Below are 25,880 nucleotides of genomic sequence, written 5' to 3' on the forward strand. Positions count from 1 at the left end.
AGGATCTAGCCGAGAAAACAAACATCACCTCACTGCGCAATCCCTTTAAAGGCGATCTCACCCACTGGACAACCGACGACGACAAACCGTTACCGGGCCGCGAGCAGGTTATCAAAGACATAGTCGCGGCTATGACCAATTCTGGTGATTTTATTCTGTTGAGAGGGCGCAGTGGCTGCGGCAAGTCGTCACTGATGCAAAGCGGCGTTATGCGTGAACTGCGCGAGATTGACGGCTCAGTACTGTTGCCCTTTCGCCCAACCGAATTAATGGCGAGCTCCGGTGAGGGTGATGCCTTGGACAAATTGGCAAGCCTGATCGCCGAAGCCGCAAGCGTAGCCTTTACCACCGGTGGCCCCGCAGCTATGCGTGCAAGCAATTACGCCAAACGCCTGCGCACGTCTATTGAGGATAACCATGTCACACTGGTCATTGGCCTCGATCAGTTTGAGGAGATCATTGACGTATTAAAGCTCGAACGCGATCGAAGCACCGGCGCGCCACCAAACGGTTGGTGGCTGGTCATACACTTTTTGAAAGCACTGTGCCGCTCGCCAAACATCCGCCTTATTGCCACCCTCGAAAGCGCGCGCGAGCAGAGTTTTATAGATCTGTGTATTGGCGAGGCGATTGGTCTAATGCCGAAGACCTTCAATGTTGATGCCACCGATGACACGGTTGGTGAAATCGCCCAAAGCGGCTTCTCCCAGGGCGGTCTACGCCTCGATTCGACCGTTGTTGAGGCAATCAAAATTAAGTGGCGAGCTTTCGAGCACGACACATCCAACAGTCACGCTTCGCCCCTGCCACTGGCCTGCCTTTTTTTCCATAAGCTCTATGAACGATATGCCGATTTAGCCGGGACGACAGCATATGAGCGCCTAGAAAACGCATTTTTAAAAGCAGGGAACGCCAACAAAGATCATTCACTAACACTAGAGGAAATTGGCGGCGAAGACGCCATCGCCTTTGCGGACATTATTCAAAACCTGGCTGATGCCGCCTGACGTGAGGCCGGATACGGTAAAGACTTTGCTGACCCGATTGAGACAGACGAAAACTTTTCATACCTCGATAATTTTCTTAAACCTCTAGTAATGGTCGATCATGATGGCCAGATACAGCTGCGTACTGTGATAGAAGCCGATGCAAACGAGGCAACACTTAGGCTGCGCAAGGCATTTCGCAAGCGCAGGTTGTTGGTGCCCATGCCGGGCCTAGAACAAACGCGATTGAGGCCGGTGCACCAGGCGCTTTTTGATCGTTGGTCCCCCGCCAACCGCTGGCTCACCTATCGCAAGGAGATACTACAGATCGTGCAGCGTTTCCGGGAAGACGCCGTCTACTGGCACCAACGCGACAAACTCGTACCTTTGGAAGACGATGGTTCGACCCTCCGCGCTGCGGCGTTGACACTCCAAGAACATCTAGTGGACTGGACGCAATCGAACGAGCCCTTAGAACGAGACAATGTAATGCTTCGCGACCAGGCCCTGGCCGTCTTTGATACAGCGAAAGATCCCTTGGCCGTGCTTGAAGGCTCAAGAAGCGATAAAACTTACGCCCACTTGGCCGCCATCTACCATCGAGTCAAACTGCTTAAACGGTTCTTCGCACTCAAACCTGAAAGCATAAATGTCGAAGATCGAGATGGCCAAAACCTTATCCATTCCGCCGCTTGGTCAAATGGGCCAGCAGTGCCTTTTCTAATCGCCCAGGGCATACCGCTGAAGACTGAAAAGTACCCATGGCACGCAATTGCGTTTCCGATCATCGAGCATCTAAATGACAACTTCGATGCAATGATCAACCACGTTGGTCTGAACAACATAATTGAGAGCTCTTGCGAGCAAAGAATGATTCATTTGGCCGCGCGTTACGGCAATATGTATGTAATCGAACGTCTCACCCAGCAAGACGCCAACCTATCCGTACTGGACAAATACAAACAGCGCTGCATTGGGCGGCAAGAGGTGATCAAGTTAACGCCTTTCGTTACTTGCTGCCGCACATCGATATTCAGAAATCGGACTATTGGGAGCACACTGTAATATCCAGAGCATCCTCGTATGGCTCATCCAAAGTTCTTGCCACCTACCTAGCCGAAGAGGTGAATGAAGAGAGGCTCACCGCCATACTGCGCCATCGAAACAACCAAGGTGACACGCCGCTGATGATTGCTGCCCGTAATCGCCAGGCGGAAACGCTACGGGTGCTGCTACAGCCAGATCTCAATAAACTGGGTGACCCATCCTCGCCGGTGCACCAGAGCGAGGACGGTGATACATTGTTCCACTGTGTCTTCCGTGGCAGTTCTAACGAAGCGCCAACGGAGGAGGATCGCTTTCGCGCCCGCACCTTGGTCGAAATACTGTTGCGAGACTACCGTTTACACCCCAACCAGCCAAACAATAAGGGCGAGACGCCGTTTGATCTTGGTGGAGACTTCCCCGAAGCCCGCCGTGTGCTGCGCCAAGACGAGCGTGTACCCAATGACTACGCCAAAATGACACCCGCCATGCGGATTGAAGACCTCTCAAGCCGCCGACCGGCTACGGTTCTGCGCCTAATAAATGAAGCACCACAGGCGTTAACGGATACCCATGAACAAGCTTCTGGGGGCGAAACCGGGCTGGAAATCCTGATTCGCTTAAAAAACCACAAAGTGCTGGCCACACTTACGGATGATCCGAGCCACTGGCCAATACTGAAAAAGGAATTCCAGAAACTGCTCACCCTGGCGGCTGTTCCTGCCGCCGAAGGGTTACGCGCATCACTGCAACGCCGGTTTACCAGAGGCGCGATCAACACCCAGGAGGCAGGCGAGTTATTGGGCACTTGTATTGATACGGCAGATTTACAAACCGCAGCCGATCTTATTAAACAGGGCGCGCCGCTTTCACTTCGTCGTGATGGCCGGGGAAGCACTGTGCTTCATCGCGCCGCGATTACTGGCGATAGTGAACGATTTCGGTCGGTCCTTGCCATCGGCTCTTTCACCGTACCGCTCGATCATTGGGGGCGCCGACCTTCTGATCTGGCTGTCGAACAAAATTTCGCGAAATTTCGTGCACTGGAAGAGGGTATGAAAGACCCGACCAATAACACAGCATCTTCTGAGCTTTCATCATCAATTGTGGGGCTACCACCCTTCCTTTGTCTCGAACGCGCTTACGAGGCGCGCATCGCAAAAGATGCAGAAATGGCGGTACTGCGAAAAGAGTGGCGGAAGGAATGGGGCGATATTGACGCGCTCGATATTTCTGTCTTCGATTTAACGTTCCACCCCAATGTGCCGCTGCTAGAATTACGGCGCAATTCTAGCTCCGCAACTGGCCGTATCTGCTTTCTTCTTCAGGGCGACAAGCTCTATCGGCTGAACGGCACCTCACCACCAATCCATGAAGTAAATGGAAACCAACAACCACACATTAATGAGAAGACGGTTCTTGATTATCTGGCGTTCTTCTGTTTCTTCGTTCGAGGGGATGATGGGCCGTTTTTTATCGTGGATTGTGAAGAGAATGAATTCCTGCCATACCTCGGCCAATTGCAGGGCGATTTTGAAGCTGCCTTCCGACCACCGCGGATTTGGGGTAAAGATAAGCAGGGCAATTGGCGCGTTTCAGCTCTCGTCTACTATAGCGATGCCGTGTTCGCTGCAAATTTTGAAGTGCATCAGGATGGTACGGTAGATATGCTGGACGATACGCTTCTTCTCGATGATCTTCCGGCTCGCATCGACGCACCGTTGGAAATTCGCACTCGGCAATGAACCGCCGGTGTGGCGGGCCGACACAAGGTGTGGCAATAGGTAATAGATTTGAAGTTTCCGTTCATCCTATTACCGAGCTTAATTTTGGATTAACTCATACCGGATTAATCCAAATAGCTTTTATTCCACAGTAACAGACTTAGCCAAATTACGTGGCTGGTCTACATCGGTACCTTTATTTACGGCGACATGATAAGCCAGTAGCTGTAAGGGCAGGGTGTAGATGATCGGTGCAATGCTTTGTGGGCAGTGAGGAATGTTAATTACTGTGGTTTGCTCGTCGTTTCGGAATCCGGCATTTTCATCGGCGAATACGTACAACTTGCCGCCGCGAGCGGCAACTTCTTCTAAATTGGATTTAATTTTTTCTAACAAATCGCCGCTAGGTGCTACGGCGATCACCGGCATGTCGCTATCAACCAATGCTAACGGCCCGTGTTTTAATTCACCGGATGGATAGGCCTCGGCGTGAATGTAAGAAATTTCTTTTATTTTAAGGGCGCCTTCTAGCGCAATGGGATATTGCACGCCGCGACCTAAAAATAAGCAGTGATGTTTTTCGGTAAAATGTTTACTGATGGTGGCGATGGTGTTGTTGAGTTGCAGCACCGCCGCACAGAAAACCGGAATATCCGTTAGGTTAGACACCAATTGTTTTTCGCGCTCTGCACTTAAGCGCGCGCGTCTGCCCAGGGCAATAACCAACAACTGCAAACCGATTAGCTGAGTGGTGAAAGCTTTTGTGGAGGCAACGCCGATTTCAACGCCTGCCTGAGTGATAAAAGCAAGATCGGACTGACGAACCAGTTGGCTAGCGGCGACATTACAAATGGCGAGAGTCGCCAAGTAGTTGGCGTCTTTAGCTTCACTCAGTGCTGCTAAGGTATCTGCGGTTTGACCCGATTGTGAGATGGTCACAAATAGGGTGTTATCTTGCACGACGGGGTTTCGATATCTAAATTCGCTGGCAACTTCGACGTTGCAGGGAATTCCCGCCCAGTCTTCAAACCAATATTTAGCGACAAATCCGGCATGGTAGCTGGTACCACAGGCAACTATTTGCACCTGTTTTACTTGATCAAAGATGGTGGTGGCTTCAGAACCAAAGCTTTCTTCAAAAACGGTTTGATTACCAACGCGGCCAAGCAACGTATTTTTTAACGCTTTAGGCTGCTCAAAAATTTCTTTGAGCATGTAGTGACGGTAGGTGCCTTTATCCACAGACTCAACCGTGTCTCGACTGATTTCAATGTCGCGTTCTACGGCTTTACCTTCTTTATTAAAGATTTCATAACCGGTTGTGGATACTCGCGCAACTTCGCCATCTTCAAGATATACAAAGCGATCGGTCACCTGACGAAGCGCTAACGGATCAGATGCCACGTAGTTTTCATCAATACCAACGCCAATGACTAATGGACTGTCTTTACGAGCTACGTACAGGTTATCTACATCTTGTTCACTGATACAAGCAAGACCATAGGCGCCTTTGAGTTCTTTAATGGTTTTTTGAATGGCTTCTAATAGGCTTGCGCTGGTTTGTTTGTGATAGTGAATAAGATGTGCAACAACTTCTGAGTCGGTTTGACTTATGAATTCATAACCTTCTTCGCGTAAGGTTTTTCTGAGCTCTTGGTAGTTTTCAATGATGCCGTTGTGAACTATGGCAATATCGTGACTTCTATGTGGGTGCGCGTTTACTTCTGTAGGTTTGCCGTGGGTCGCCCAACGAGTATGAGCAATACCTACATTACCTTGCTGGCGAGTATTTTCTAATTTGTCGGCAAGCTCTTGGACCTTGCCTACCGATTTACACAATTCCAGTGCTTGGCTTTCTTTATTGATTAAGCCAACACCGGCTGAATCATAACCACGATATTCAAGGCGACGTAGACCTTCAATCAAAATAGCATTTATCGTTCGGTTGGCGATGGCGCCGACAATTCCACACATAGTTATTCCGAGTAGTTCGTCTTTTTTATCGACATTTTATGAATTAAGTTACGATTTTTTTTTCGTCGGTCGTACCCAAGACGATTTGTGTACCTGTTCTGGGCGTGTTAACGCGAGCTGGTCTTTAGGTACGCTTTTGGTGATGGTTGATCCAGCGCCAATTGTGCTGCCACTTTCAATTTCAACGGGTGCCACCAAAGCTGTATTTGATCCCACAAAGACATCATCACCGATTTTGGTGAGATGCTTGTTCACACCGTCGTAGTTACAGGTGATGGTTCCGGCGCCAATGTTAGTGCCTTCGCCGATTTCGGCATCGCCAATGTAGCTTAGATGATTCACCTTGCTGCCAATGCCGATTTTTGATTTCTTAACCTCAACAAAGTTGCCAATTTTTGCGCCATTGGCCAACTCGGTGCCGGGGCGCAAACGTGCGTAGGGGCCAACGTCACAGCCATCGCTGATGACAACGTCTTCGAGATGAGAAAACGCCTTAATCACTACGCCTTTACCGATAACCGCATTTTTAATGATACAGTTTGATTCAATAACCGTGTTTTCGCCTAAGGTAACCTTGCCTTCAAATATACAATTCGCGTCGATACTTACACCATCGTCGCAGACCAGTTCTCCACGCACATCAATGCGATTAGGGTCGAGTAGGTGCGTGCCTGATTCCAATAGTTTTTGCGCTTGGTTGTATTGATAATAACGCTCAAGCTCTGCTTGTTGTAAGCGAGTATTCACTCCGAGCACTTCTTCTGGTGAATCCGGCTCAACTGTGCGGATATTTTTACCGTCTGCAACCGCCATGGCAATAAGGTCGGTGAGGTAATATTCACCTTGCCGATTATTGTTTTCGAGTTTAGGCAAATATTTGACTAGGTCTTCGTTATTGACCGCCATGATACCGGTGTTGATTTCGTGAATGGCAAGCTGGCCTGCGTCGGCATCTTTGTGTTCAACAATTGCGATGGCGTTGTCATCTCGATCACGCACAATGCGCCCATAACCTGTTGGGTCTTCCATATGAACAGTTAGCAGAGCTAGGCTGGTTTCATCGACAAGTTTGATAAGTTGTTGAAGCGTGGAGGCGGAAATTAGCGGAACGTCACCGTATAAAATCAAGCTTACACCCCAAGGTTGAATATCGGGCAATGCCATTTGTACGGCGTGGCCGGTACCCAGTTGCTGAGCCTGTTCAACAAAGTTGATTTCTCGATGCGACAAGGCTTCTTTAAGCTTGTCAGCTTGATGGCCGACCACCAAATGAACTCTGGCGTTATTTATGAAAGAAGCGCTATCGATTACATGCTCCACCATGGATTTGCCACCAATAGTATTTAATACCTTTGGTAATGAAGATTTCATGCGGGTGCCTTTACCGGCAGCAAGTACGATAACGTCGATCATAAAGCGGGTCTTTTCTTTGAAGGTGAGAAGGTGTGATTATGCCTGGTTTTGAACGTTGGCTGTAAAATCATCAAGCTTTGGCAGATACTAAATTGAATCGTTATTGGTTTGATTAGGTGAGATTGTATCGAAAAAGTGCTTATAGTGATTGGGTTTTAAATAAGTATTGTTTACCCGAAATACAAAAAGGCAGTAAAAACTGCCTTTTAAAGAATTCGTATTTTTAGTCAAAAATAAGTGTGTACTTATTAATGACCTAGATTTTTACGAATTGCTTGAAGTGTGCGAAGTTGCGCTGCCGCTTCTGCAAGTTGTGCGGTGGCTAAAGAATAGTCCAGCTCAGAAGACTGAGTGCTTAACGCAGCTTCAGCATCTTTTTTGGCTTGCAAAGCTTTTGCTTCGTCAAGATCTTCGGCTCGCACGGCTGTGTCAGCTAAGACAATCATTACCGAGGGCTGTACTTCTAAGTAGCCGCCGGAAATATAATAAATCTCTTCTTCACCGCCTTGCTTGATGACGCGAATAGGTCCAGGTTTGAGAGCAGTAAGTAATGGGGCGTGGCCGTAACCAATTCCCACATCACCTTCGCTGCCAGCAGCAACGATCATCTCTACAAGACCTGAAAAGATTGAGTCTTCAGCACTAACTATGTCGCAATGCACGGTCATAGCCATTGTATCGCCTCTTGGTGGTAGCAGGGCGCCGAAAATTCGACGCCGAGTTAAACTATCTTAAAAGCTAGAAGTAACCCTTGCGGATTACTTCATTTTGTTCGCTTTTTCGATTGCTTCGTCGATAGAACCTACCATGTAGAAAGCTTGTTCCGGCAAGTTATCGAATTCACCCGCAAGAATGCCTTTAAAACCACGAATAGTTTCTTTTAGTGTTACGTATTTACCAGGTGCACCGGTGAACACTTCTGCCACGTGGAAAGGTTGTGACAAGAAACGCTCGATTTTACGTGCACGAACAACGATTTGCTTATCTTCTTCAGAAAGCTCATCCATACCCAAGATGGCAATAATGTCTTTCAACTCTTTATAGCGTTGAAGAACAGTTTGCACACCACGGGCAGTTTCATAGTGCTCATTACCGATGATCAAAGGATCTAACTGACGAGATGTAGAATCTAGTGGGTCAACCGCAGGGTAGATACCTTTAGCAGCGATGTCACGAGACAATACAACGGTTGAATCCAAGTGAGCAAACGTGGTTGCAGGGCTTGGGTCAGTCAAGTCATCCGCAGGAACGTATACGGCTTGAACCGAGGTAATTGATCCAGTTTTGGTAGAAGTAATACGTTCTTGAAGTACACCCATCTCTTCTGCAAGAGTTGGCTGGTAACCTACCGCAGAAGGCATACGACCTAGAAGAGCCGATACTTCGGTTCCCGCTAGGGTGTAACGGTAGATGTTATCAACGAACAACAGTACATCTTTACCTTCGTCACGGAATTTTTCCGCCATGGTAAGACCGGTCAAAGCTACGCGAAGACGGTTGCCTGGAGGCTCATTCATCTGGCCGTAAACCATCGCAACCTTGCCCAATACGTTGGACTCTTTCATCTCGTAGTAGAAGTCGTTACCTTCACGAGTACGCTCACCAACACCGGCGAATACAGACAAACCGCTGTGCTCTTTGGCGATGTTGTTGATCAATTCCATCATGTTTACGGTTTTACCAACACCAGCACCACCGAACAAACCTACTTTACCACCCTTGGCGAATGGACAAACTAGGTCGATAACTTTGATACCTGTTTCTAGCAATTCCGTTGAAGCTGCAAGCTCGTCATAGGCTGGCGCTTTACGGTGAATTGGCATACGTTCTTTTTCGCCAATTTCACCGGCTTCGTCGATTGGGTTGCCTAGAACATCCATGATTCGACCAAGTGTTTCGATACCAACTGGTACAGAAACTGGTGCGTGCGTGTTCTCAACTGCAAGACCACGGCTAACACCTTCGGACGAACCCATGGCGATTGTACGTACCACACCGTCACCTAGCTGTTGCTGTACTTCTAAGGTTAAACCTTTATTTGCAACAGTTAATGCGTCGTATACTTTAGGTACGGAATCGCGTGGAAATTCAACGTCGATAACGGCACCGATGATCTGCACAATGCGTCCGCTACTCATTTCCGATTCCTCTTAAAAATTTGAAATTAAAAAAGCGTTTATTTGGGCTCGCTGGGTTAAACCGCAGCCGCACCACCAACAATCTCTGAAAGCTCTTGAGTGATCGCAGCTTGACGCGCTTTGTTGTACACAAGCTGTAAACCTTCGATAAGATCACCCGCGTTGTCGGTCGCATTTTTCATTGCGATCATACGTGCCGCTTGCTCACAAGCTGCGTTTTCGACAACGGCCTGATAAACCTGAGACTCAACATAACGAGTCAAAAGTCCGTCAAGTAGCTCCTCAGCATCTGGTTCGTAGATGTAATCCCAGTGGTGTTTTAGCTCTTCGTTTTCTTCGGGTTCTAACGGTAGTAGTTGGCTTACAAATGGTTTTTGTACCATTGTGTTTACAAACTCGTTGCTAACCAAATATAGGCGGTCAATCTTGCCGTCGGAATAAGCATCCAACATGACTTTAACGCTACCAATTAGATCTGCGATGCTTGGCGCTTCACCTAGATCGCGAATTCTCGCAACCACGTTACCGCCAACACTTTTGAAGAAGCCGCTTGCTTTTGCACCAATCAATGCAAGATCAACAGCTACGCCTTTATCTGCCCATTCTTTGCTAGACAGGATCGCTTTTTTAAAGACGTTAATATTTAAGCCACCACAAAGGCCTCGATCACTGGAAACAATAATGTAACCAACTCGCTTCGCCTCACGCTCTACCATGTACATGTGCTTGTATTCGGGATTGGCATTTGCCAAGTGACCAACTACAGCTCGCATGCGCTGGGCGTAGGGTTTACCAGTTTCCATACGATCTTGAGCTTTACGCATTTTACTCGCCGCAACCATTTCCATTGCAGAAGTAATTTTTTGCGTGCCTTTAATACTGGCAATTTGTGTGCGTATCTCTTTTCCGACTGCCATAACTGGCCCTCGAATCGTATTTATGAATTACCACTGCTGCTCAAGCGAACTCAAGCAGCAGCTCCTGGCCTGATGATTACCAGGTTTGGGTTGCTTTAAAGCTTTCGATAGCTGCTTTGAAGGTCGCCGCGATATTGTCGTCGTAATTACCAGACGCAACGATTTGGCTCATCAATTCGCCGTGCTCAGATGCCATATAAGCAAGTAGAGCAGATTCGAAAGAACCAATCTTCGCAACAGCTACATCCTTCAAGTAACCTTCGTTAGCTGCGTACAACAACACACCCATTTCAGCAGTAGAAAGAGGTTGGAATTGCTTCTGCTTCATTAACTCGGTTACGCGCTCACCGTGGTCAAGCTGGGCTTTTGTCGCTTCATCAAGGTCAGAAGCGAACTGAGAGAACGCCGCCAATTCACGATATTGCGCAAGAGCAGTACGGATACCACCAGAAAGCTTTTTGATAATTTTGGTCTGTGCAGCACCACCCACACGAGATACCGAAATACCAGCGTTCATCGCAGGACGAACACCTGAGTTGAACAAGTCAGTTTCTAAGAAGATCTGACCATCGGTAATTGAGATCACGTTGGTTGGTACGAACGCAGATACGTCACCCGCTTGGGTTTCGATGATTGGTAACGCGGTTAAAGAACCGGTTTTACCTTTCACTTCACCGTTGGTGAATTTCTCAACGTAGTCGGCGTTTACACGAGACGCACGCTCAAGTAAGCGTGAGTGCAAATAGAAAACGTCACCAGGGTAAGCTTCACGACCTGGAGGACGACGAAGTAGCAATGAAATTTGACGATAAGCCCAAGCTTGCTTGGTTAAGTCATCATAAATGATCAATGCGTCTTCACCGCGATCGCGGAAGTATTCACCCATAGTACAGCCGGCGAAAGGCGCCAAGAACTGCATAGATGCTGGATCTGAAGCGGTAGCAGCAACAACAATGGTGTGAGCCATTGCGCCGTGCTCTTCCAGTTTACGCACAACGGCGGCAACAGAAGATGCTTTTTGACCAACAGCAACGTAAATACATTTAATGCCAGTATTTTTTTGGTTGATGATGGCGTCAACAGCAATAGCGGTTTTACCTGTTTGACGGTCACCAATGATCAACTCACGCTGACCACGACCTACCGGTACCATCGCATCAACGGCTTTCAAACCCAATTGAACAGGTTGGTCAACACTTTGACGAGCGATTACACCCGGAGCGATTTTCTCAATCGCGTCGGTCATTTTAGTATTTAGTGGGCCTTTGCCGTCGATTGGGTTACCCAATGCGTCAACAACGCGACCTAATACTTCGTTACCAACCGGTACTTCTAGAATACGGCCGGTACATTTACACGTTTGTCCTTCGGCAACGCCTTGGTAGTCACCAAGAATTACCGCACCAACGGAATCTCGCTCAAGGTTAAGTGCCAAACCATAAACACCACCTTCAAACTCAATCATTTCACCGTACATTGCTTCCGCAAGACCGTGAATACGAATGATACCGTCGGTTACCGATACTACCGTGCCTTCGTTTTGGGCTTCGGTTTTAACATCAAGAGTTTCGATACGACTCTTGATGATTTCACTGATTTCTGAAGGGTTCAGTTGCTGCATGCTAGTTCCTACCCTAATGAATTAGGCGTTCATTGCTTCGGCGAGTTTGGCAAGCCGACCTTTGATGGATTGATCGATAACTGTATCACCGGCGCGAATTAACACACCGCCAATCAGGCTCGGATCCACCATACCTTGTACTTTTACTTCGCGACCAAGGTTGGTTTTTAATGCTTGCGCCAACTTATCTAGGGTTGCTTGTGGCAATTCGAAGGCGCTAGAAACGTCAACATCAACTGACTTTTCTAATTGCGCTTTAAATGCTTCGAACAGCTCCGAAATAAACGGAAGTAATCCAAGACGTTTGTTCGCCGCCAGATTGCGGATAAAGTTTTGACCTTTGTCGTCGATGGCATCGCCACAAACACCGACAAAAGCTTCGCCTTTTTGCGCTGCTGTTTGCGTGGGAGAAGCCAGCAATTTGGCTACGGTATCGGACTGCGATACTGCAGCTGCAACCGACAACATTTCTGCCCACTTGTCTAACGCTTTAGCTTCTTTTGCAAATTCAAAAGCAGCTTTCGCGTAGGGACGGGCAAGAGTCGTAAGTTCAGCCATAATCTCCTCGCTTATAGTTCAGCGGCCAACTTGTTCACCAATTCGGTGTTAGCGGCCTCGTTGATGTTTGCTTGCAACACTTTTTCAGCGCCGGCAATCGCCAGAGCAGCAACTTTTCCGCGCAATTCTTCTTTCGCACGGTTAACCATTTGCTCAACTTCTGCTTCAGCGGCGGTCTTAATACGACCAGCTTCGGCAGTAGCTTGTTGCTTAGCTTCATCAACAATTTGATTAGCGCGCTTGTTTGCTTGATCAAGAATCGAAGCAGCTTGTTCTTTTGCTTCGTGCAATTTCTTCGCAGCTTCTTTCTGAGCAAGCTCCAAATCTTTGTCTGCACGGTCAGCAGCTTCAAGACCGGCGGCGATTTTATCTTCGCGGTCTTTCATAACTTTGATCAACGCCGGCCAAACGTACTTCCAACAAAATGCTATGAAAATGAGGAAAGTAATCGACTGACCGATGAGTGTTAAGTTGATATTCATACCAACACCTCTTTGCTTAATGGATGAAAGGTTTTAAGCAAAATTGGCCATTAACCAGCCAAACCAGGTGCAACTACGAAGATAAGGTACATGCCGATACCAACACCGATCATTGGAACCGCATCCAATAGACCTGCCATAAGGAACATTTTACCTTGAAGTGCTGGGCCTTGTTCTGGTTGACGAGCAGAACCTTCAAGCAATTTACCGCCTAAAGAACCGAAACCGATCGCAGTACCTAAAGCACCTAAACCGATCAATAGAGCTGCCGCTACGTAAACTAAACCTAAAGCTTCCATTGTTTTCTCCTACTTTTAAGTTTTTAAATTGAAAAATGTAAAACTGAAATCGTTATTGCTGCTATCTCGATGCTGCAAGCGCTGCTTGGCATCGAGATGATATAAATCTGATGGTCTTAACTTAGTGGTTTTCGCCGGTATCGTGTGCCATTGCCATATATACAGTGGTCAATACCATGAACACGAACGCTTGAAGAGTGATAACCAAGATATGGAATACCGCCCATGCCCACTGCAACACGCCACCAAATATGCCCAATACCAAACCGGCACCAAACATTAGCGCGATTAGGATGAAAATCATTTCACCGGCGTATAGGTTTCCGAACAATCGCAGACCCAGAGAAATTGGTTTGGCGATTAGAGATACGGTTTCCAAAATCAGGTTAATTGGGATTAAGAAAATATCGATATAGATTTTTCCAGAGTGGAATGGGTGTAGCGTCAATTCCTTGATAAAACCCATCAAACCTTTTTCTTTGATGCTAAAGAAAATCATCAAAGCAAATACGGTCAGCGCCATACCTAGGGTTGCGTTTGGATCTGTTGTTGGAACGACTTTAAAGAAAAGATGCTCATTACCAGTGACTTTTGCAGCGGCAACAGGCAACCAATCCACAGGGATAAGGTCCATTAAATTCATCATGAATACCCACGAGAAAATGGTCAAAGCCATAGGGGCAATCATGCGATTTTTATAATGGAAAATGTCTTCTACGGTGTTATTTACAAAGCTTACAACAAGCTCAACAAAGCTCTGTAAACCCGTTGGCTTACCAATGGTAGCTTTGGCAGCAACACGAGAAAAAATAAAGATAAATAGAGCACCTAGAACAATAGACCAACCAAGAGTATCAACGTGAATTGCGTTAAAACCCATAGCGGTGGCTTCTTCGCTACTGTGTGCGAAAGTCCATTCTGAGTGTTCTAAAACGTGAACCTGGCCATGTTCGTCGTGACGTTCAAAGCCGGCAGGTAGCTTACCGTAGGTAAGGTTTTGAAGATGGTGCTGGATATATCCAGTCGAATCTTGAGCTTCGCTTGCCATGTTAATCTCACACCTAAAAAGTAAAAAATTCTGTTTTCCCTGAAGAATTTTCTATCCTTGAAAGAGTTCCATGGAAAATTCAGGGGTTCAGTGGGTTGCCTCAGCTACTTTTATTCATGATCAAGCGACTCACGATCGTGGCGCGACTACCAACTTGGAGGTAGTTATCCAATGAATAACAGTTGTGACAACAAAGGCACTGAACAGAGCCTGGCTGTGTAATGGCTTGACGAGCAAAAACACCAGCGCAAACCCAACGAGAGTGAGAGTAAATTTCCCCATCTCACCTCTATAAATACTGTGTAAGGCACTACCAACCTGACGCGAGCCCATAAAGCGAAACGCGTAGAAGGCGAAATAAACATTCGGCAAAACGACGAGCAATCCACCTAGCAATATCGAATATGCGATAACTTTGCTACTGAGCAAATAAGCTAAAACGGTGGTTGCAACCAGTAAAATAAGCTGAATAAAGCTTGCTTTAAAAACTGGTGGTCTTTGGATACTGCCTCGATTCATAAAACATCTAATGCGTTGGGTTTTTGTCAATAAAACCGCAAGTTATTTAAGAACCGGATGGTCAGCATTCGTAAATCTGACGTTAATTTTTTACCGCTTAACCCTTAAAACACGCCCTAAATTTGTGCTTTTCACCACTGGGTTAAGAGCGGTGCGAATTATAGGGATAAATTGGGCGCGGTTCAACAAAGCTTCCGGATAATCCCACCAAAGTTGGTAGATATATTAAAGTATTAGAAAGGGTAATTTTCCAAACCTTTATTAATAATTGTAATAAAAAAAGTCTTCTCAGCGATTAAGTTCGGCCCGGATTTTTTTTGATAGCAAGTGGTTACTATCTTTAGAATGATTTTTATATAAGGGTTTCTAAATTTTTATGACACGTGATCTATTATTTTGAAATTAATCAAGTAAATATTGAACGATTATTAAGTTTTACTTTATACGTTGAAATACACGACATATCTGTATTAAAAACATGCCCAAATTTGACGAAAATTTGGCAATTTTATGTCATTTTTTCTGCTTTATAGCCGTGCAACAGTCACCCAAAAGGCTATTTTTTCTGAATTCTCTGCACAGCTTTTGCTCGAAAATCTTTGATATCGGTTACACAACTCGATCAATTTGGAAGTTTTTTAACCATCTCAGGTAATATCGGTAACATTGAATGGGCATAAATCGAAACCTCATGAGGTGTAAAAGCGGTTACTCTTACACCTGCGAATTATTCGATTAAATTCGCGAATGGAATGTTAGATTGGTCGGTGAAAATCAAAAAAAATGGTGTCAGTCGTCGTTTTGATTAAAGCCAAGGTGAGCAAGAATTCCATCGAGTTCATCGAGGTTATTGTACTTGAGCACAAGCTTTCCTGCGCCTTTTGCCGAATGCACTACGTTTACGGGCACGCCTATTTTTTCGGAAAGTCCTTCCTCAAGCTTGTGTAAATCTGGAGTAATTTGGTTTTTTGGCTTGGGTTTTACGGTTTCTTCTTGAAGCTTTCTAACCAAAGCTTCGGTTTGTCGTACCGACAGTCCGCGGCCAATAACTTGGCTGGCAACGTCTTTTTGCTCAGCGTAGTTCAATGTTAATAAACAGCGTGCATGACCCATTTCTATGTCGCCGTTTTCGAGCATGCGCTTTACTTCGTCACTCAATGCTAGAAGTCGTAACAAATTGGTGACAGTCGTTCTGGATTTACCCACGGCCTGAGCAACTTCTTGGTGAGTCAACTCAAATTCATCTTGCAGTCGTTTTAACGACATAGCTTCTTCCATGGGATTGAGATCTTCGCGTTGAATATTCTCAATCAATGCCATGGCGATGGCTGCATCATCGGCGACATCACGAATAATGGCCGGAACTTTCGCAATTTGTGCGAGCTGAGTAGCGCGCCAGCGTCTTTCACCGGCGATGATTTCGTACTTATCGTTACCAACCGGGCGCACTACGATCGGTTGCATGACACCTTGAGCTTTTATCGAATCCGCTAGTTCTTGCAACGCTTCGGGATTCATATCGCGTCGGGGTTGATACTTACCGCGCTGAATAAACTCTACCGGTAACTCAACGAATCTACCTTCTGGACCTGGATCGGAGGAGGTTACCGCCTCGATTGCAGCGCTGACACTTTCTGCTGATTTTTCGCTGGTGGACATTCCGCCCAATAATGCGTCCAGCCCACGGCCCAGACCTTTTCGTTTTGCTGCCATAGTTCTTGATTGTTGCCTAATAGATTGCGTTAACGGAGTGTACTGATTTATTAAGACGCCTGAGCTGAGGCTTCGCTAGAGGCGTGCCGACGGAGCATTTCGCCGGCGAGAGCTAGGTATGCAATGGCGCCTTTTGATTGTCGATCGTAGGCCAATACCGGCAGACCATAACTTGGGGCCTCGGCAAGACGAACATTTCTTGGTATGCAGGTACGATATAGACGTTCACCAAAGTGCTCGGATAGTTGCGACGAAACATCGTTGGTTAAACTGTTACGCGGATCGTACATGGTACGTAAGATCCCCTCGATATACAGCTTAGGGTTAATAAATTCTTGAATTTGCTTAACTGTGCTTATTAGCGCCGAAAGCCCTTCCAGTGCGTAGTACTCGCATTGCATTGGAATAATGACACCGTCACAGGCCGCTAGGGCATTGACGGTAAGCATGTTCAGTGACGGTGGACAATCGATAAGAATATATTCGTACTGATTTTTCACCACGCTCAGGGCATTACGTAGTTTTTGCTCGCGATTATCTAGGCTCAGCAGTTCAACTTCTGCGGCGGTTAGATCACCGTTGGCTGGCAAAACGTCGTAACCAGCTTGGCTCTTGACGATGGCTTCGTTAATGTTGGCCTGATCGGTAATAACGTCGTAGATCGATACTTCCAGCTCATTTTTTTGTACGCCCGAACCCATGGTGGCGTTGCCCTGGGGATCTAGATCGACCAGAAGTGTTCGTTTCTTGGTGGCATCCAACGACGCCGCCAAATTTACGCAAGTAGTGGTTTTACCTACGCCGCCTTTTTGATTGGTAATGGCGAAAACGCGATTCAAATTGATCACCTGTGACTGGTTCGGTTCGAATTAGAATGTTGCCCTATACAACTCGCAAAAGTTCCGGGCGAAGTTATCTGGGAAATTGTACATGACTGAGAAGGCTTTAGCGTGATGGATTCAGCAACCAACTTACAGATATTTAAGCGCCGTAGATTAACACCAATTTGCTGAAAATTACTCTAAATTCTCAGCATTTCGCGCGACTATTCCTCGCCGTTAGATCGTTCCTCTCGACTTATTCTGTTGAGTTTTTAGTGATCACCAGCAGATGGCGGCTCGCGTCGTCGTCGGGGAGGTGAATACTGAAGCTTTCTTTAACTACAAAACCCGCGGGCATTTCAGCGATTTCCTGCTCAGGATAAACGCCTTTCATTGCCCAAAAAACGCCCTTGTCATCTAAAAGCGTTCGGCAACCTTCGATCATATCTTTAAGGCTGGCAAATGCGCGACTGATGACAGCATTTAAGGGCTGCGCGGGTTGGTGTTTTTCGACTCGTTCGTTAAAGACCGACACATTGGTAAGTCCAAGTTCGATTTTCACCTGGGTTAGAAAGCGGGTTTTCTTACCGTTGCTATCGAGCAAACTCACTTGCCAGCCGGGGTTCATAATCGCCAGAGGAATTCCCGGTAAACCGCCGCCTGTACCCACATCAATGATGTGGTATTGCTCAGTTTTAGGCAAAAGCGGGCAGATGGATAAGCTGTCGATAATGTGACGATGAACGATGCCTTCTAGATCGCGAATCGCAGAAAGGTTATAGGCTTTGTTCCACTTGTGAAACAGCTCCACGTATTGCACGAGCATTGCCAATTGCTCGTCGGTAATTGGCAGCGCTAGACGATCGATCAGGACACTCAGTTTTTTTGCTAAGTCAGACATAGGTTCGAATTTACGCTTCGCTCAAATTTGCTTTTTGTAAGGCGCCACGTTTTTTCAAGTAAATCAATATCAGCGAAATGGCCGCCGGTGTAATGCCCGGTAGACGCGATGCTCTTGCCAAGGTTTCGGGTTTTGCATCACTGAGCTTTTGTTTTAATTCGTTAGAAAGCCCTTGCACGATGGAATAATCGAAGTCAGACGGAATCAAGGTGTTTTCATGTTGACGTAAACGCTCGATATCTTGGCTTTGGCGTTCGATATAACCGGAATACTTTGCCGCAATTTCTACTTGTTCACGTACTTGCTCGTCCACGGCGCCTTGACCTTTGAGATCGGCAATATCGTCGTAGCTCAGCTCGGGACGCTTTAACAGATCCAACAAACTGTATTCTCGGACTAACGGTGACGGCAGCTTTGTTTCTATCACTTTCGCTTCGTCGCTGCCCGCTTGAATCCATGTGGTTTTAATACGCTGTTGCTCGCGCTCAACTTGTTCGCGTTTGTCACTGAATACCTGCCAGCGATGATCATCAACGAGACCTAATTTACGACCAATTTCGGTCAGACGGATATCTGCGTTGTCTTCGCGCAATAACAGGCGATATTCGGCGCGACTGGTGAACATTCGGTAAGGCTCACGGGTGCCAAGGCTGATTAGGTCGTCCATCATCACGCCCATGTAGGCTTCGTCGCGTCTTGGACACCAAGGCTCACGGCCTGTCACAGCCAAGGCGGCGTTTGCACCGGCTAACAAGCCTTGGGCGGCGGCTTCTTCGTAACCGGTCGTACCGTTGATTTGTCCGGCGAAAAACAACCCGTGAATGTAGCGGTTTTCGAGGTTGTATTTCAGCTCTCTCGGATCAAAAAAATCGTATTCGATGGCATAACCCGGACGCATGATATGTGCGTTTTCAAAACCTTTGATAGAACGAACGGCTCGTTCCTGAATGTCGTAGGGCAGGCTCGTGGAAATACCGTTGGGGTAGAGCTCGTGAGTGGTTAGGCCTTCGGGCTCGATAAAGATTTGGTGTGAATTTTTGTCGGCGAAGCGATTGATTTTGTCTTCAATCGACGGGCAATAGCGAGGTCCGACACCTTCGATCACGCCTGTGAACATGGGCGATCGGTCGAAGCCAGAGCGAATAATGTCGTGGGTGCGCTCGTTGGTGTGTGTGATCCAGCAGCAAATTTGTTGTGGATGCTGGGATTGAGTACCCATAAACGACATCACCGGTGCGGGATTATCGCCCCACTGTTCTTCCAAGCCTTCAAAGTTAACACTTTTCGCATCAATTCGCGGCGGTGTACCGGTTTTTAATCGATCAACGCTGATCGGCAATTCTCGTAAACGATTGGCTAAACCGATGGATGGCGGATCTCCAGCACGACCACCGCTGTAATTTTCTAGACCGATATGAATTTTACCGCCGAGGAAGGTACCCGCGGTCAGAACAACTGCATCGGCGTAAAACTTCACGCCCATTTGCGTAACAACACCAACAACCTTGTCGCCGTCAAGAATCAGGTCTTCAGCGGCCTGCTGAAAGATATCGAGATTGGCTTGGTTCTCAAGAATATTGCGAATGGCGGCCTTGTACAGTATGCGGTCTGCTTGGGCACGGGTCGCTCTTACTGCTGGACCTTTGCGGGCGTTGAGTACCCGAAATTGAATACCGGCAAGATCGGTTGCCTTGGCCATGGCGCCACCTAGGGCATCAATTTCTTTTACCAGATGACTCTTGCCGATGCCGCCGATGGCCGGGTTACAGGACATTTGCCCTAAGGTTTCAATATTGTGCGTTAACAACAAAGTTGAGCAACCCATGCGCGCTGCTGCTAAGCAGGCTTCGGTTCCGGCGTGACCACCACCGATAACAATAACTTGGTAGCGCTTGTGCGCGTGTTGACTGTGTTCTGACATTGGGAATACCTACATCTTCACCCGCTGATAGGGGCAGACTCAAGGAAAGGGGGCGCAATTATATAGAGATGTTTGCGTTGGTCAATTCATCACCAAAAATAAATTCACTCTCAAATTAAATGAATTATGAATAATTTATACTTATATATAGAGATATATAGGATTGTTTTTGTTTATGTAATTAGCTGTACAGTTTTCTGGGTATAACTGGTATAAAAGTTAATAAAATCAATTTCTTAGGTAAATTTCAAGGTTGTAGAGAAGTTGTTGTTTTACAGCGGTTTTAAGTGCTAATTAGCTGTCAGAGAATTCTCCTGATTCTGGTCTCGATGGGATTTATACCCTTAAATTGGGGATGCTTTTGAGGATTATCCTGAAGTTTTACGCCTGTTAAGCCTGTTCTACTTAATGTATCGATATCGCTTACCGTTTTTGCGAATACTTTTGTTGATAAGTCTGTGTGTAATTGTTGATAACAATTTCGCAAGGCATAACATTATCTATAATCTGTGAATAACTTGAGTTTATTGAGTGAATCTAATGTGCTTTTTTAGTGCATATGTATAGATTGTGGAGATGAAAGTAAGGTTTTCGATTGAGTTTTTTAGGTTGTTTTGAAAAGTTTTCTGGATTGTTTTGAAAACAGTATCGCTTTCTCGATATTCGGTAGGTGTTTTTACCGTATTTGATCGAGTCTTTGGCGGTTTATTGAGCGTTAGATTTTACGAAGTGATCTCGTTGCTAAGTAATCTAGAGGATATTCGGTTGAAAGCGCGAGTGGGTATCAAGGCGCATGACTTGGCGAGGGTGAGCTCGGTTACTTTTGCTTAGACGTAAGTAATAATAAGTAACCAAGATTTCTTGCTGAAGGGTTTTTTGAATGGGAAGTGATGTTATTTGCCGATGCAAAAGCTTGAAAAAATTTCTCCGAGGAGGTCGTCATTACTGAATTCACCGGTAATTTCTCCCAATTGTTCTTGGGCACTGCGCAGGTCTTCGGCGACCAGTTCTCCGGCGTTATAGAGTCGCAGTTGTTGCAGTGCTTGCAGCACAGATTCTTTAGCCCTGGCAAGGGCGTTTAAATGTCTGGCTCGGGCGGTAAACAAACCTTCTTGGGCCTGTTGATAACCGGCTTTCTCCTTTAGGAAGGTTTTTAGGGTCGATAGGCCGGTTTCTGTTTTCGCCGATAAAGCAAATACGTGTCTTTGCTTAGACAATCTGCCTTCGGGGAGCGTGGTTAGATCGATTTTGTTAACAATAAAGCAGAGTTTATCGGATGCTAACTCGGTCAAACCCAGATGTTGCAGCTCTTGATCGCAGACTTGCTCTAGATTACCTTCGCTAATCGATAATAGTTTCGAGTCCAGCAATACCAATATTACTTGGGCTTTTTCTAGCTCTTGTTTAGCGCGGGCCACGCCAATTTTTTCCACAGGATCTTCCGTATCGCGAATGCCTGCGGTGTCGGTTATTTGGATGGGAAGGCCATCGATCTGAATGGTTTCGTGTAAGACGTCTCTGGTGGTGCCGGCTATGTCGGTAACAATTGCTGATTCCCGCTCGGATAACGCATTCAGTAAGCTGGATTTGCCCGCGTTTGGACGTCCGGCGATTACCACGCGAATTCCTTCTTTCAGAAGAGCTCCTTGCTGAGCTTTGTTTTCAGTACTGATCAGCTGCTCAATGATTGCTTCAAGGGCCCGTTCTACCTTGCCGTCGCTTAAGAAATCGATTTCTTCTTCTGGAAAGTCGATAGCGGCTTCTACGTATACCCGAATTTCTATAATTTGTTGTAATAGTTGCTCGATGTGTTTCTTAAACCCACCTTGCAGGGACATCAAGGCATTGTCTGCGGCGGCTTCCGAGCCTGCATCGATTAGATCTGCTATGGCTTCGGCTTGGGTGAGGTCGATTTTATCGTTTAAAAACGCTCGTTGAGAAAACTCACCCGGTGCCGCAATTCTTGCTCCAAGTCGTACAACCTCTTGCAACAATCGGTTGATAAGCACATGTCCACCGTGGCCTTGAAGTTCTACGACGTGTTCTCCGGTAAATGAATGTGGTGCGGGGTAGTAGATAACTATGGCTTCATCGAGTAGTTTTCCGTTTTGGTTGCGAAGCTCTGCTAGGGTTGCGTAACGCGGTTTTAGTGGCTTGGCGGTGAGCGTTTGGGCGATGGTCAGGGCTTGATTTCCAGAGATGCGAATGACGCTAATGCCAGCTCGTCCTGGGGCTGTGGCAATGGCGGCAATGGTGTCTTGATCGGAATGGGGTAGTTTAGCCATGGGTATTCGCACTGACTCGAGTGATATAATAAAAAGGCGCCCTTAAGGCGCCTTTCTTCAAACTTATCTTAGATTGCTGTTTAGCCTTCTGCATCAATTTTACGGGTGATAATCCATTGCTGCAAAATTGATAAACTGTTGTTTACAACCCAGTAAAGAACCAAGCCAGCTGGGAAGAAAATAAACATCACCGTGAACATGATCGGTAAAAACTGCATGACTCGCGCTTGCATTGGATCGGCAGGTGCCGGTTGCAATTTCTGTTGGATCAACATGGTAACGCCCATGATGATCGGCAAGATAAAGTACGGGTCCATGACCGATAGGTCATCGATATAACCTAAAAACGGAGTATGACGTAACTGCACGCTTTCGAGCAGTACCCAATAAAGAGACAAGAACACCGGCATCTGGATAAGAATCGGTAAGCACCCGGTCATTGGGTTTACGCCTTCTTTGCGGTAGATTTTCATCAACTCCGCAGACATTTTTTGTCGATCTTCACCATAGCGCTCTTTAAGTTCGGCCATTTTCGGACCGAGCTTGCGCATTTTAGCCATGGATCTAAAACCAATTGCACTGGGTACGTAGAAAATGGCTTTGATCAACACGGTCAATAGGATGATCGACCAGCCCCAGCTTGCTACCACAGAATGAATGAACTGGAGAATGTGGAACAGCGGCTTAGCAATCCACCACAACCAGCCGTAATCCACGGTTAGATCGAGATAAGGCGAAATTTTCTCAAGACGGTCAATATCTTTTGGACCGGCATAAAACTGTGCCTTAACGGCGTGCTTTTCACCGGCCGGTACGAAAAATTTGGATGTTCTGAACGTCAGCAGGTAGGCATCTTTAACTTCTTTAAGATTAAAGACGTTTTTGCTTTCTTGCGGTGGAATCCAAGCACTGATGAAGTAGTGCTGAACCATAGCCACCCAGCCACCGGTTTGTTCAACTTCGAATTCGTCTTCAGCGATATCACCGAAATCGAGTTTCTTATATTTGTCATCGGGAGTGGTGATCGCTGCGCCCCAGTAAGGTTGCACACCAAATCCTGCGCCGCCTTTTACTTCCGGCTTTTGGCCATCACGTTTTATCTGACCGAAAAATATGCCCGACCAATTTTCGGAAGATTGGTTGTTAATGATGTATTCAACACCAATGAGGTGTTCGCCGCGTTGGAACGAAAACCGTTTGGTGATGGCAACGTCACCTTGTTGATAGTTAAGATCAACGTTTAGGGTATCGTTATCATCGGCCAGTTGATATTCGGTCTGCGCGACGCTAAATATGGGGCGGTTAGTATCGCTAAAATCGGTGCCATTTTTGCCGATCAAACCACTTTGGGCGATGTATAAAGCCTTCTTGTTTTGTTCCAGTAAAACCAGCGGCTCGTCCGAATCCAGATCTCGTAAATGATCTGCCAGGCTCAACGCGATGATATCGCCACCGTGTGGATTGATGGTGACGTTTAAGGTATCGGTTTTTACGGTAATAAAACGCAATTCATTTTCGGTACTAAGCGCAGGCTTGGTTTCGTTATCGCTCGGTATTTGCGGAATAGAGCTTTCTTGGTCTTCTACTTGAGGGAAGCCGCTTTCCGATGACGCGGATTCGATATTGAAGTCCGTCGTCGTGGTTGAATCGAAGCTTTGTTCAGAAGTTGCCTCTACCAATTGTGGACGGTTGTTAAAATCAACCCATTCTCTGATCAGTAGGAGAGAGACCGCCAGTATTGCGGCTAAAATCGTTGCTCTTTGCCAGTCCATCTATATAAGCCGTGCAGTGAAATTACTGATAATAAAGGTGTGTTTAATCTGGAACCCGATCGATACCGCCTGGGTGGTAAGGATTGCATTTTACGAGGCGCTTGGCGGTTAACCAGCTACCTTTTAAACTGCCGTGCTTTTCGAGAGATTCGATGCAGTATACCGAGCAGGTTGGTTCAAAACGGCACTGATTTCCGAGCCATGGGCTCAATAAAAATCGATAAATTTTTACCAAGAAAATCAAGCAGTGTTTCATGACCAAGCTCTCGCTGGGGATTGTTCCGATTGCTGCGCTTTGGGAGAAGCCTTAGTTTGGGTTTTTCGCCAAAGTTTATTCAAAATTTTTGCGACTTCTGGATTGTCGAGAGTCTCCAGATTTCGTCGGGCGAGCACTATAACATCCAAATTGCCTAATTGGTGCTTTTGATGTCGAAAAGATTCGCGAATAAGACGTTTTATACGATTTCGTTGGCTTGCTAATCGCAGGTTTTTTTTCGCGATGACTAAGCCTAGGCGGGCATTTTCTACATCGTTGCTACGACACAGAAAAAGAAAATTAGGATGTGAAACTCGAAAGTCCGGCTTATCAAAAACCGGTTGATATTCGCGGGCGCTTAGGAGCCTATCTTGCTTGGAGAAATCTGGCAAACAAGTTTACCCGCGAATACTTAAGACTTATTAAGCAGCAAGTTGCTTACGGCCTTTCAAACGGCGACGCGCTAGTACTTTTCTACCGCCTTTAGTTGCCATACGTGCACGGAAACCGTGGGTTCTTTTGCGTTTCAAAATGCTTGGTTGAAAAGTGCGTTTCATTTGTTAGTACCTATTAATAAAGCTTAATAAGAAGTTGCAGTTTTTTGAGCACTACGAATAGGTCGTTTACAAATCATATAAAGACAAAAAGACCACTTTTGGCTTTTACCAACGCGATCTTTCATTGATTTGTTTTTGCTCAATTTCGAGGAGGCGGGATTTTAAGGAAACTGAAGCATTAAGGCAATAATAAAAGCGCAAAAAATAGCTTTTTTTTCATTTTAGGGTTTACGTACAATTTGATCATAACTTATCAACAGGTTTTATTCAGCCTTCTGTGTATAAGTTTGGTTTTTCTCGACCGCACATCTGTGAATATTATTTTTTAATTGCTAATACGCTGATTTATAAAGATTTTCGTTGTTATTGTTGTTTTAAAACGCGTAAAATAGTGTGGATAAGTGTTTTCTTTCACGGTACAATTCTCCCATAAATGATTTATAACTGTATTTTATTTGATCTAATATTTGCACTTTATTAAGATTTTAGGCGTCGGCTGTGCCTAAGTTTTCTTATTATGTGAATAATTCATAAGTTATCCAGACTTACTCAGTTTTGTAGATAAAATTACCCGTAATTCGCTAAATCTGTTGATAAATACCTTCCGAAGGGCACTGTCTTGGCTTTTGTTGCCGAGCGGTTTTTATGTCGATATAGCTCGTTTTGGCAGTTGTGTCCGGCTTGGCGTTTTCAGGTCTTTATTTCTTACGTTTTAAAAAGAAAGAAATCGACGATGGTTGTTAGGTTTTTCGGATGTTTTTCTGGCTGAGGGTTTGTTAATAACCAAGTATGCATAAAATGGATTGTGAGTGAATCGTTACTAGGCTTAATTGCCTTGCTTCTTATCGATCTGGTTAAGAAGCGTTCAATAACCATAATTCGTTAAGCTTACCGTTGCTGCTTGGTTTATTCAGTGTTTTTCAATAGATAC

At 46.1% G+C, this 25,880-nt stretch carries 24 protein-coding genes; 4 read left to right on the forward strand and 20 right to left on the reverse strand.

Annotated elements, in window-relative coordinates:
* The first annotated feature begins 32 nt into the window (after positions 1 to 32).
* The 3 genes from ACYQ2C_RS12260 to ACYQ2C_RS12270 are packed head-to-tail and all read left to right on the forward strand — an operon-like array spanning position 33 to position 3,775.
* Positions 33 to 1,007, forward strand: a complete 975-nt coding sequence (locus ACYQ2C_RS12260; RefSeq protein ID WP_460102975.1) for an nSTAND1 domain-containing NTPase — start codon at positions 33 to 35, stop codon at positions 1,005 to 1,007.
* A gap of 36 nt (positions 1,008 to 1,043) precedes the next feature.
* Positions 1,044 to 2,051: an nSTAND1 domain-containing NTPase gene (locus tag ACYQ2C_RS12265; protein ID WP_460102977.1), complete on the forward strand. Its 1,008-nt coding sequence runs from the start codon at positions 1,044 to 1,046 to the stop codon at positions 2,049 to 2,051.
* Positions 2,000 to 3,775, forward strand: coding sequence for an ankyrin repeat domain-containing protein (locus ACYQ2C_RS12270; RefSeq protein WP_460115689.1), 1,776 nt, complete (start codon positions 2,000 to 2,002; stop codon positions 3,773 to 3,775). The genes ACYQ2C_RS12265 and ACYQ2C_RS12270 overlap by 52 nt, the downstream gene beginning before the upstream one ends.
* A gap of 120 nt (positions 3,776 to 3,895) precedes the next feature.
* Here the strand turns inward: ACYQ2C_RS12270 and glmS are convergent, their stop codons facing one another.
* The 15 genes from glmS to mnmG all read right to left on the reverse strand — a co-directional run bounded on the left by glmS (position 3,896) and on the right by mnmG (position 20,079).
* Positions 3,896 to 5,728: a glutamine--fructose-6-phosphate transaminase (isomerizing) gene (gene glmS / locus ACYQ2C_RS12275; RefSeq protein ID WP_460102945.1), complete on the reverse strand. Its 1,833-nt coding sequence runs from the start codon at positions 5,726 to 5,728 to the stop codon at positions 3,896 to 3,898.
* Between the two features lie 48 nt (positions 5,729 to 5,776).
* The gene (gene glmU, locus ACYQ2C_RS12280; RefSeq protein ID WP_460102947.1) at positions 5,777 to 7,141 is read right to left on the reverse strand and encodes a bifunctional UDP-N-acetylglucosamine diphosphorylase/glucosamine-1-phosphate N-acetyltransferase GlmU; all 1,365 of its coding nucleotides are present in this window, start codon (positions 7,139 to 7,141) and stop codon (positions 5,777 to 5,779) included.
* 248 nt (positions 7,142 to 7,389) lie between these two features.
* Complete coding sequence (locus tag ACYQ2C_RS12285; RefSeq protein WP_460049237.1) at positions 7,390 to 7,815, reverse strand: F0F1 ATP synthase subunit epsilon; 426 nt, start codon at positions 7,813 to 7,815, stop codon at positions 7,390 to 7,392.
* Between the two features lie 84 nt (positions 7,816 to 7,899).
* Complete coding sequence (atpD, locus tag ACYQ2C_RS12290; protein ID WP_460049238.1) at positions 7,900 to 9,279, reverse strand: F0F1 ATP synthase subunit beta; 1,380 nt, start codon at positions 9,277 to 9,279, stop codon at positions 7,900 to 7,902.
* Positions 9,280 to 9,335: 56 nt separating this feature from the next.
* Complete coding sequence (gene atpG / locus ACYQ2C_RS12295; RefSeq protein ID WP_460102950.1) at positions 9,336 to 10,196, reverse strand: F0F1 ATP synthase subunit gamma; 861 nt, start codon at positions 10,194 to 10,196, stop codon at positions 9,336 to 9,338.
* A 76-nt stretch (positions 10,197 to 10,272) separates the two neighbouring features.
* The gene (gene atpA, locus ACYQ2C_RS12300) at positions 10,273 to 11,817 is read right to left on the reverse strand and encodes a F0F1 ATP synthase subunit alpha (protein WP_460049241.1); all 1,545 of its coding nucleotides are present in this window, start codon (positions 11,815 to 11,817) and stop codon (positions 10,273 to 10,275) included.
* A gap of 21 nt (positions 11,818 to 11,838) precedes the next feature.
* Positions 11,839 to 12,375: a F0F1 ATP synthase subunit delta gene (locus tag ACYQ2C_RS12305; protein ID WP_460049243.1), complete on the reverse strand. Its 537-nt coding sequence runs from the start codon at positions 12,373 to 12,375 to the stop codon at positions 11,839 to 11,841.
* 11 nt (positions 12,376 to 12,386) lie between these two features.
* A complete protein-coding gene (locus ACYQ2C_RS12310; RefSeq protein ID WP_460049245.1) occupies positions 12,387 to 12,857 on the reverse strand; it encodes a F0F1 ATP synthase subunit B in 471 nt (156 codons plus the stop codon).
* Positions 12,858 to 12,907: 50 nt separating this feature from the next.
* Positions 12,908 to 13,156: a F0F1 ATP synthase subunit C gene (gene atpE, locus ACYQ2C_RS12315; protein ID WP_345427073.1), complete on the reverse strand. Its 249-nt coding sequence runs from the start codon at positions 13,154 to 13,156 to the stop codon at positions 12,908 to 12,910.
* Between the two features lie 121 nt (positions 13,157 to 13,277).
* Entirely contained in the window at positions 13,278 to 14,204 is a 927-nt protein-coding gene (gene atpB, locus ACYQ2C_RS12320; RefSeq protein WP_460102955.1) for a F0F1 ATP synthase subunit A, read from the reverse strand.
* A 129-nt stretch (positions 14,205 to 14,333) separates the two neighbouring features.
* Entirely contained in the window at positions 14,334 to 14,723 is a 390-nt protein-coding gene (locus tag ACYQ2C_RS12325) for an ATP synthase subunit I (protein ID WP_460049247.1), read from the reverse strand.
* A 789-nt stretch (positions 14,724 to 15,512) separates the two neighbouring features.
* Entirely contained in the window at positions 15,513 to 16,436 is a 924-nt protein-coding gene (locus ACYQ2C_RS12330; RefSeq protein WP_460049248.1) for a ParB/RepB/Spo0J family partition protein, read from the reverse strand.
* 50 nt (positions 16,437 to 16,486) lie between these two features.
* Complete coding sequence (locus tag ACYQ2C_RS12335; protein WP_460049249.1) at positions 16,487 to 17,275, reverse strand: ParA family protein; 789 nt, start codon at positions 17,273 to 17,275, stop codon at positions 16,487 to 16,489.
* 238 nt (positions 17,276 to 17,513) lie between these two features.
* Positions 17,514 to 18,158: a 16S rRNA (guanine(527)-N(7))-methyltransferase RsmG gene (gene rsmG, locus ACYQ2C_RS12340; protein WP_460102958.1), complete on the reverse strand. Its 645-nt coding sequence runs from the start codon at positions 18,156 to 18,158 to the stop codon at positions 17,514 to 17,516.
* Between the two features lie 10 nt (positions 18,159 to 18,168).
* Positions 18,169 to 20,079: a tRNA uridine-5-carboxymethylaminomethyl(34) synthesis enzyme MnmG gene (gene mnmG / locus ACYQ2C_RS12345; RefSeq protein ID WP_460102960.1), complete on the reverse strand. Its 1,911-nt coding sequence runs from the start codon at positions 20,077 to 20,079 to the stop codon at positions 18,169 to 18,171.
* Positions 20,080 to 20,715: 636 nt separating this feature from the next.
* Here mnmG and ACYQ2C_RS12350 point away from each other — a divergent pair.
* Complete coding sequence (locus tag ACYQ2C_RS12350; protein ID WP_460102964.1) at positions 20,716 to 20,910, forward strand: hypothetical protein; 195 nt, start codon at positions 20,716 to 20,718, stop codon at positions 20,908 to 20,910.
* Between the two features lie 62 nt (positions 20,911 to 20,972).
* Here the strand turns inward: ACYQ2C_RS12350 and mnmE are convergent, their stop codons facing one another.
* The 5 genes from mnmE to rpmH all read right to left on the reverse strand — a co-directional run bounded on the left by mnmE (position 20,973) and on the right by rpmH (position 24,949).
* Positions 20,973 to 22,364, reverse strand: a complete 1,392-nt coding sequence (gene mnmE / locus ACYQ2C_RS12355; protein ID WP_460102966.1) for a tRNA uridine-5-carboxymethylaminomethyl(34) synthesis GTPase MnmE — start codon at positions 22,362 to 22,364, stop codon at positions 20,973 to 20,975.
* Between the two features lie 80 nt (positions 22,365 to 22,444).
* Positions 22,445 to 24,136: a membrane protein insertase YidC gene (gene yidC / locus ACYQ2C_RS12360; RefSeq protein ID WP_460102968.1), complete on the reverse strand. Its 1,692-nt coding sequence runs from the start codon at positions 24,134 to 24,136 to the stop codon at positions 22,445 to 22,447.
* A 43-nt stretch (positions 24,137 to 24,179) separates the two neighbouring features.
* The gene (yidD, locus tag ACYQ2C_RS12365; protein WP_460049257.1) at positions 24,180 to 24,392 is read right to left on the reverse strand and encodes a membrane protein insertion efficiency factor YidD; all 213 of its coding nucleotides are present in this window, start codon (positions 24,390 to 24,392) and stop codon (positions 24,180 to 24,182) included.
* A complete protein-coding gene (rnpA, locus tag ACYQ2C_RS12370; protein ID WP_460049258.1) occupies positions 24,389 to 24,784 on the reverse strand; it encodes a ribonuclease P protein component in 396 nt (131 codons plus the stop codon). Before rnpA ends, yidD begins: the two co-directional genes overlap by 4 nt.
* A gap of 30 nt (positions 24,785 to 24,814) precedes the next feature.
* Complete coding sequence (rpmH, locus tag ACYQ2C_RS12375) at positions 24,815 to 24,949, reverse strand: 50S ribosomal protein L34 (protein WP_460049260.1); 135 nt, start codon at positions 24,947 to 24,949, stop codon at positions 24,815 to 24,817.
* Positions 24,950 to 25,880 lie beyond the last annotated feature (931 nt).

It is taken from the genome of Sessilibacter sp. MAH3, from assembly GCF_054658275.1.

Coding starts and splice junctions, on each gene's coding strand:
- rsmG (WP_460102958.1), bottom strand. CDS start 18,158: ATGTCTGACTTAGCAAAAAAACTGAGTGTCCTGATCGATCGTCTAGCG.
- ACYQ2C_RS12305 (WP_460049243.1), bottom strand. CDS start 12,375: ATGGCTGAACTTACGACTCTTGCCCGTCCCTACGCGAAAGCTGCTTTT.
- atpG (WP_460102950.1), bottom strand. CDS start 10,196: ATGGCAGTCGGAAAAGAGATACGCACACAAATTGCCAGTATTAAAGGC.
- ACYQ2C_RS12325 (WP_460049247.1), bottom strand. CDS start 14,723: ATGAATCGAGGCAGTATCCAAAGACCACCAGTTTTTAAAGCAAGCTTT.
- mnmE (WP_460102966.1), bottom strand. CDS start 22,364: ATGGCTAAACTACCCCATTCCGATCAAGACACCATTGCCGCCATTGCC.
- ACYQ2C_RS12285 (WP_460049237.1), bottom strand. CDS start 7,815: ATGGCTATGACCGTGCATTGCGACATAGTTAGTGCTGAAGACTCAATC.
- atpA (WP_460049241.1), bottom strand. CDS start 11,817: ATGCAGCAACTGAACCCTTCAGAAATCAGTGAAATCATCAAGAGTCGT.
- rpmH (WP_460049260.1), bottom strand. CDS start 24,949: ATGAAACGCACTTTTCAACCAAGCATTTTGAAACGCAAAAGAACCCAC.
- mnmG (WP_460102960.1), bottom strand. CDS start 20,079: ATGTCAGAACACAGTCAACACGCGCACAAGCGCTACCAAGTTATTGTT.
- atpE (WP_345427073.1), bottom strand. CDS start 13,156: ATGGAAGCTTTAGGTTTAGTTTACGTAGCGGCAGCTCTATTGATCGGT.
- ACYQ2C_RS12310 (WP_460049245.1), bottom strand. CDS start 12,857: ATGAATATCAACTTAACACTCATCGGTCAGTCGATTACTTTCCTCATT.
- glmU (WP_460102947.1), bottom strand. CDS start 7,141: ATGATCGACGTTATCGTACTTGCTGCCGGTAAAGGCACCCGCATGAAA.
- atpD (WP_460049238.1), bottom strand. CDS start 9,279: ATGAGTAGCGGACGCATTGTGCAGATCATCGGTGCCGTTATCGACGTT.
- atpB (WP_460102955.1), bottom strand. CDS start 14,204: ATGGCAAGCGAAGCTCAAGATTCGACTGGATATATCCAGCACCATCTT.
- ACYQ2C_RS12330 (WP_460049248.1), bottom strand. CDS start 16,436: ATGGCAGCAAAACGAAAAGGTCTGGGCCGTGGGCTGGACGCATTATTG.
- glmS (WP_460102945.1), bottom strand. CDS start 5,728: ATGTGTGGAATTGTCGGCGCCATCGCCAACCGAACGATAAATGCTATT.
- yidC (WP_460102968.1), bottom strand. CDS start 24,136: ATGGACTGGCAAAGAGCAACGATTTTAGCCGCAATACTGGCGGTCTCT.
- yidD (WP_460049257.1), bottom strand. CDS start 24,392: ATGAAACACTGCTTGATTTTCTTGGTAAAAATTTATCGATTTTTATTG.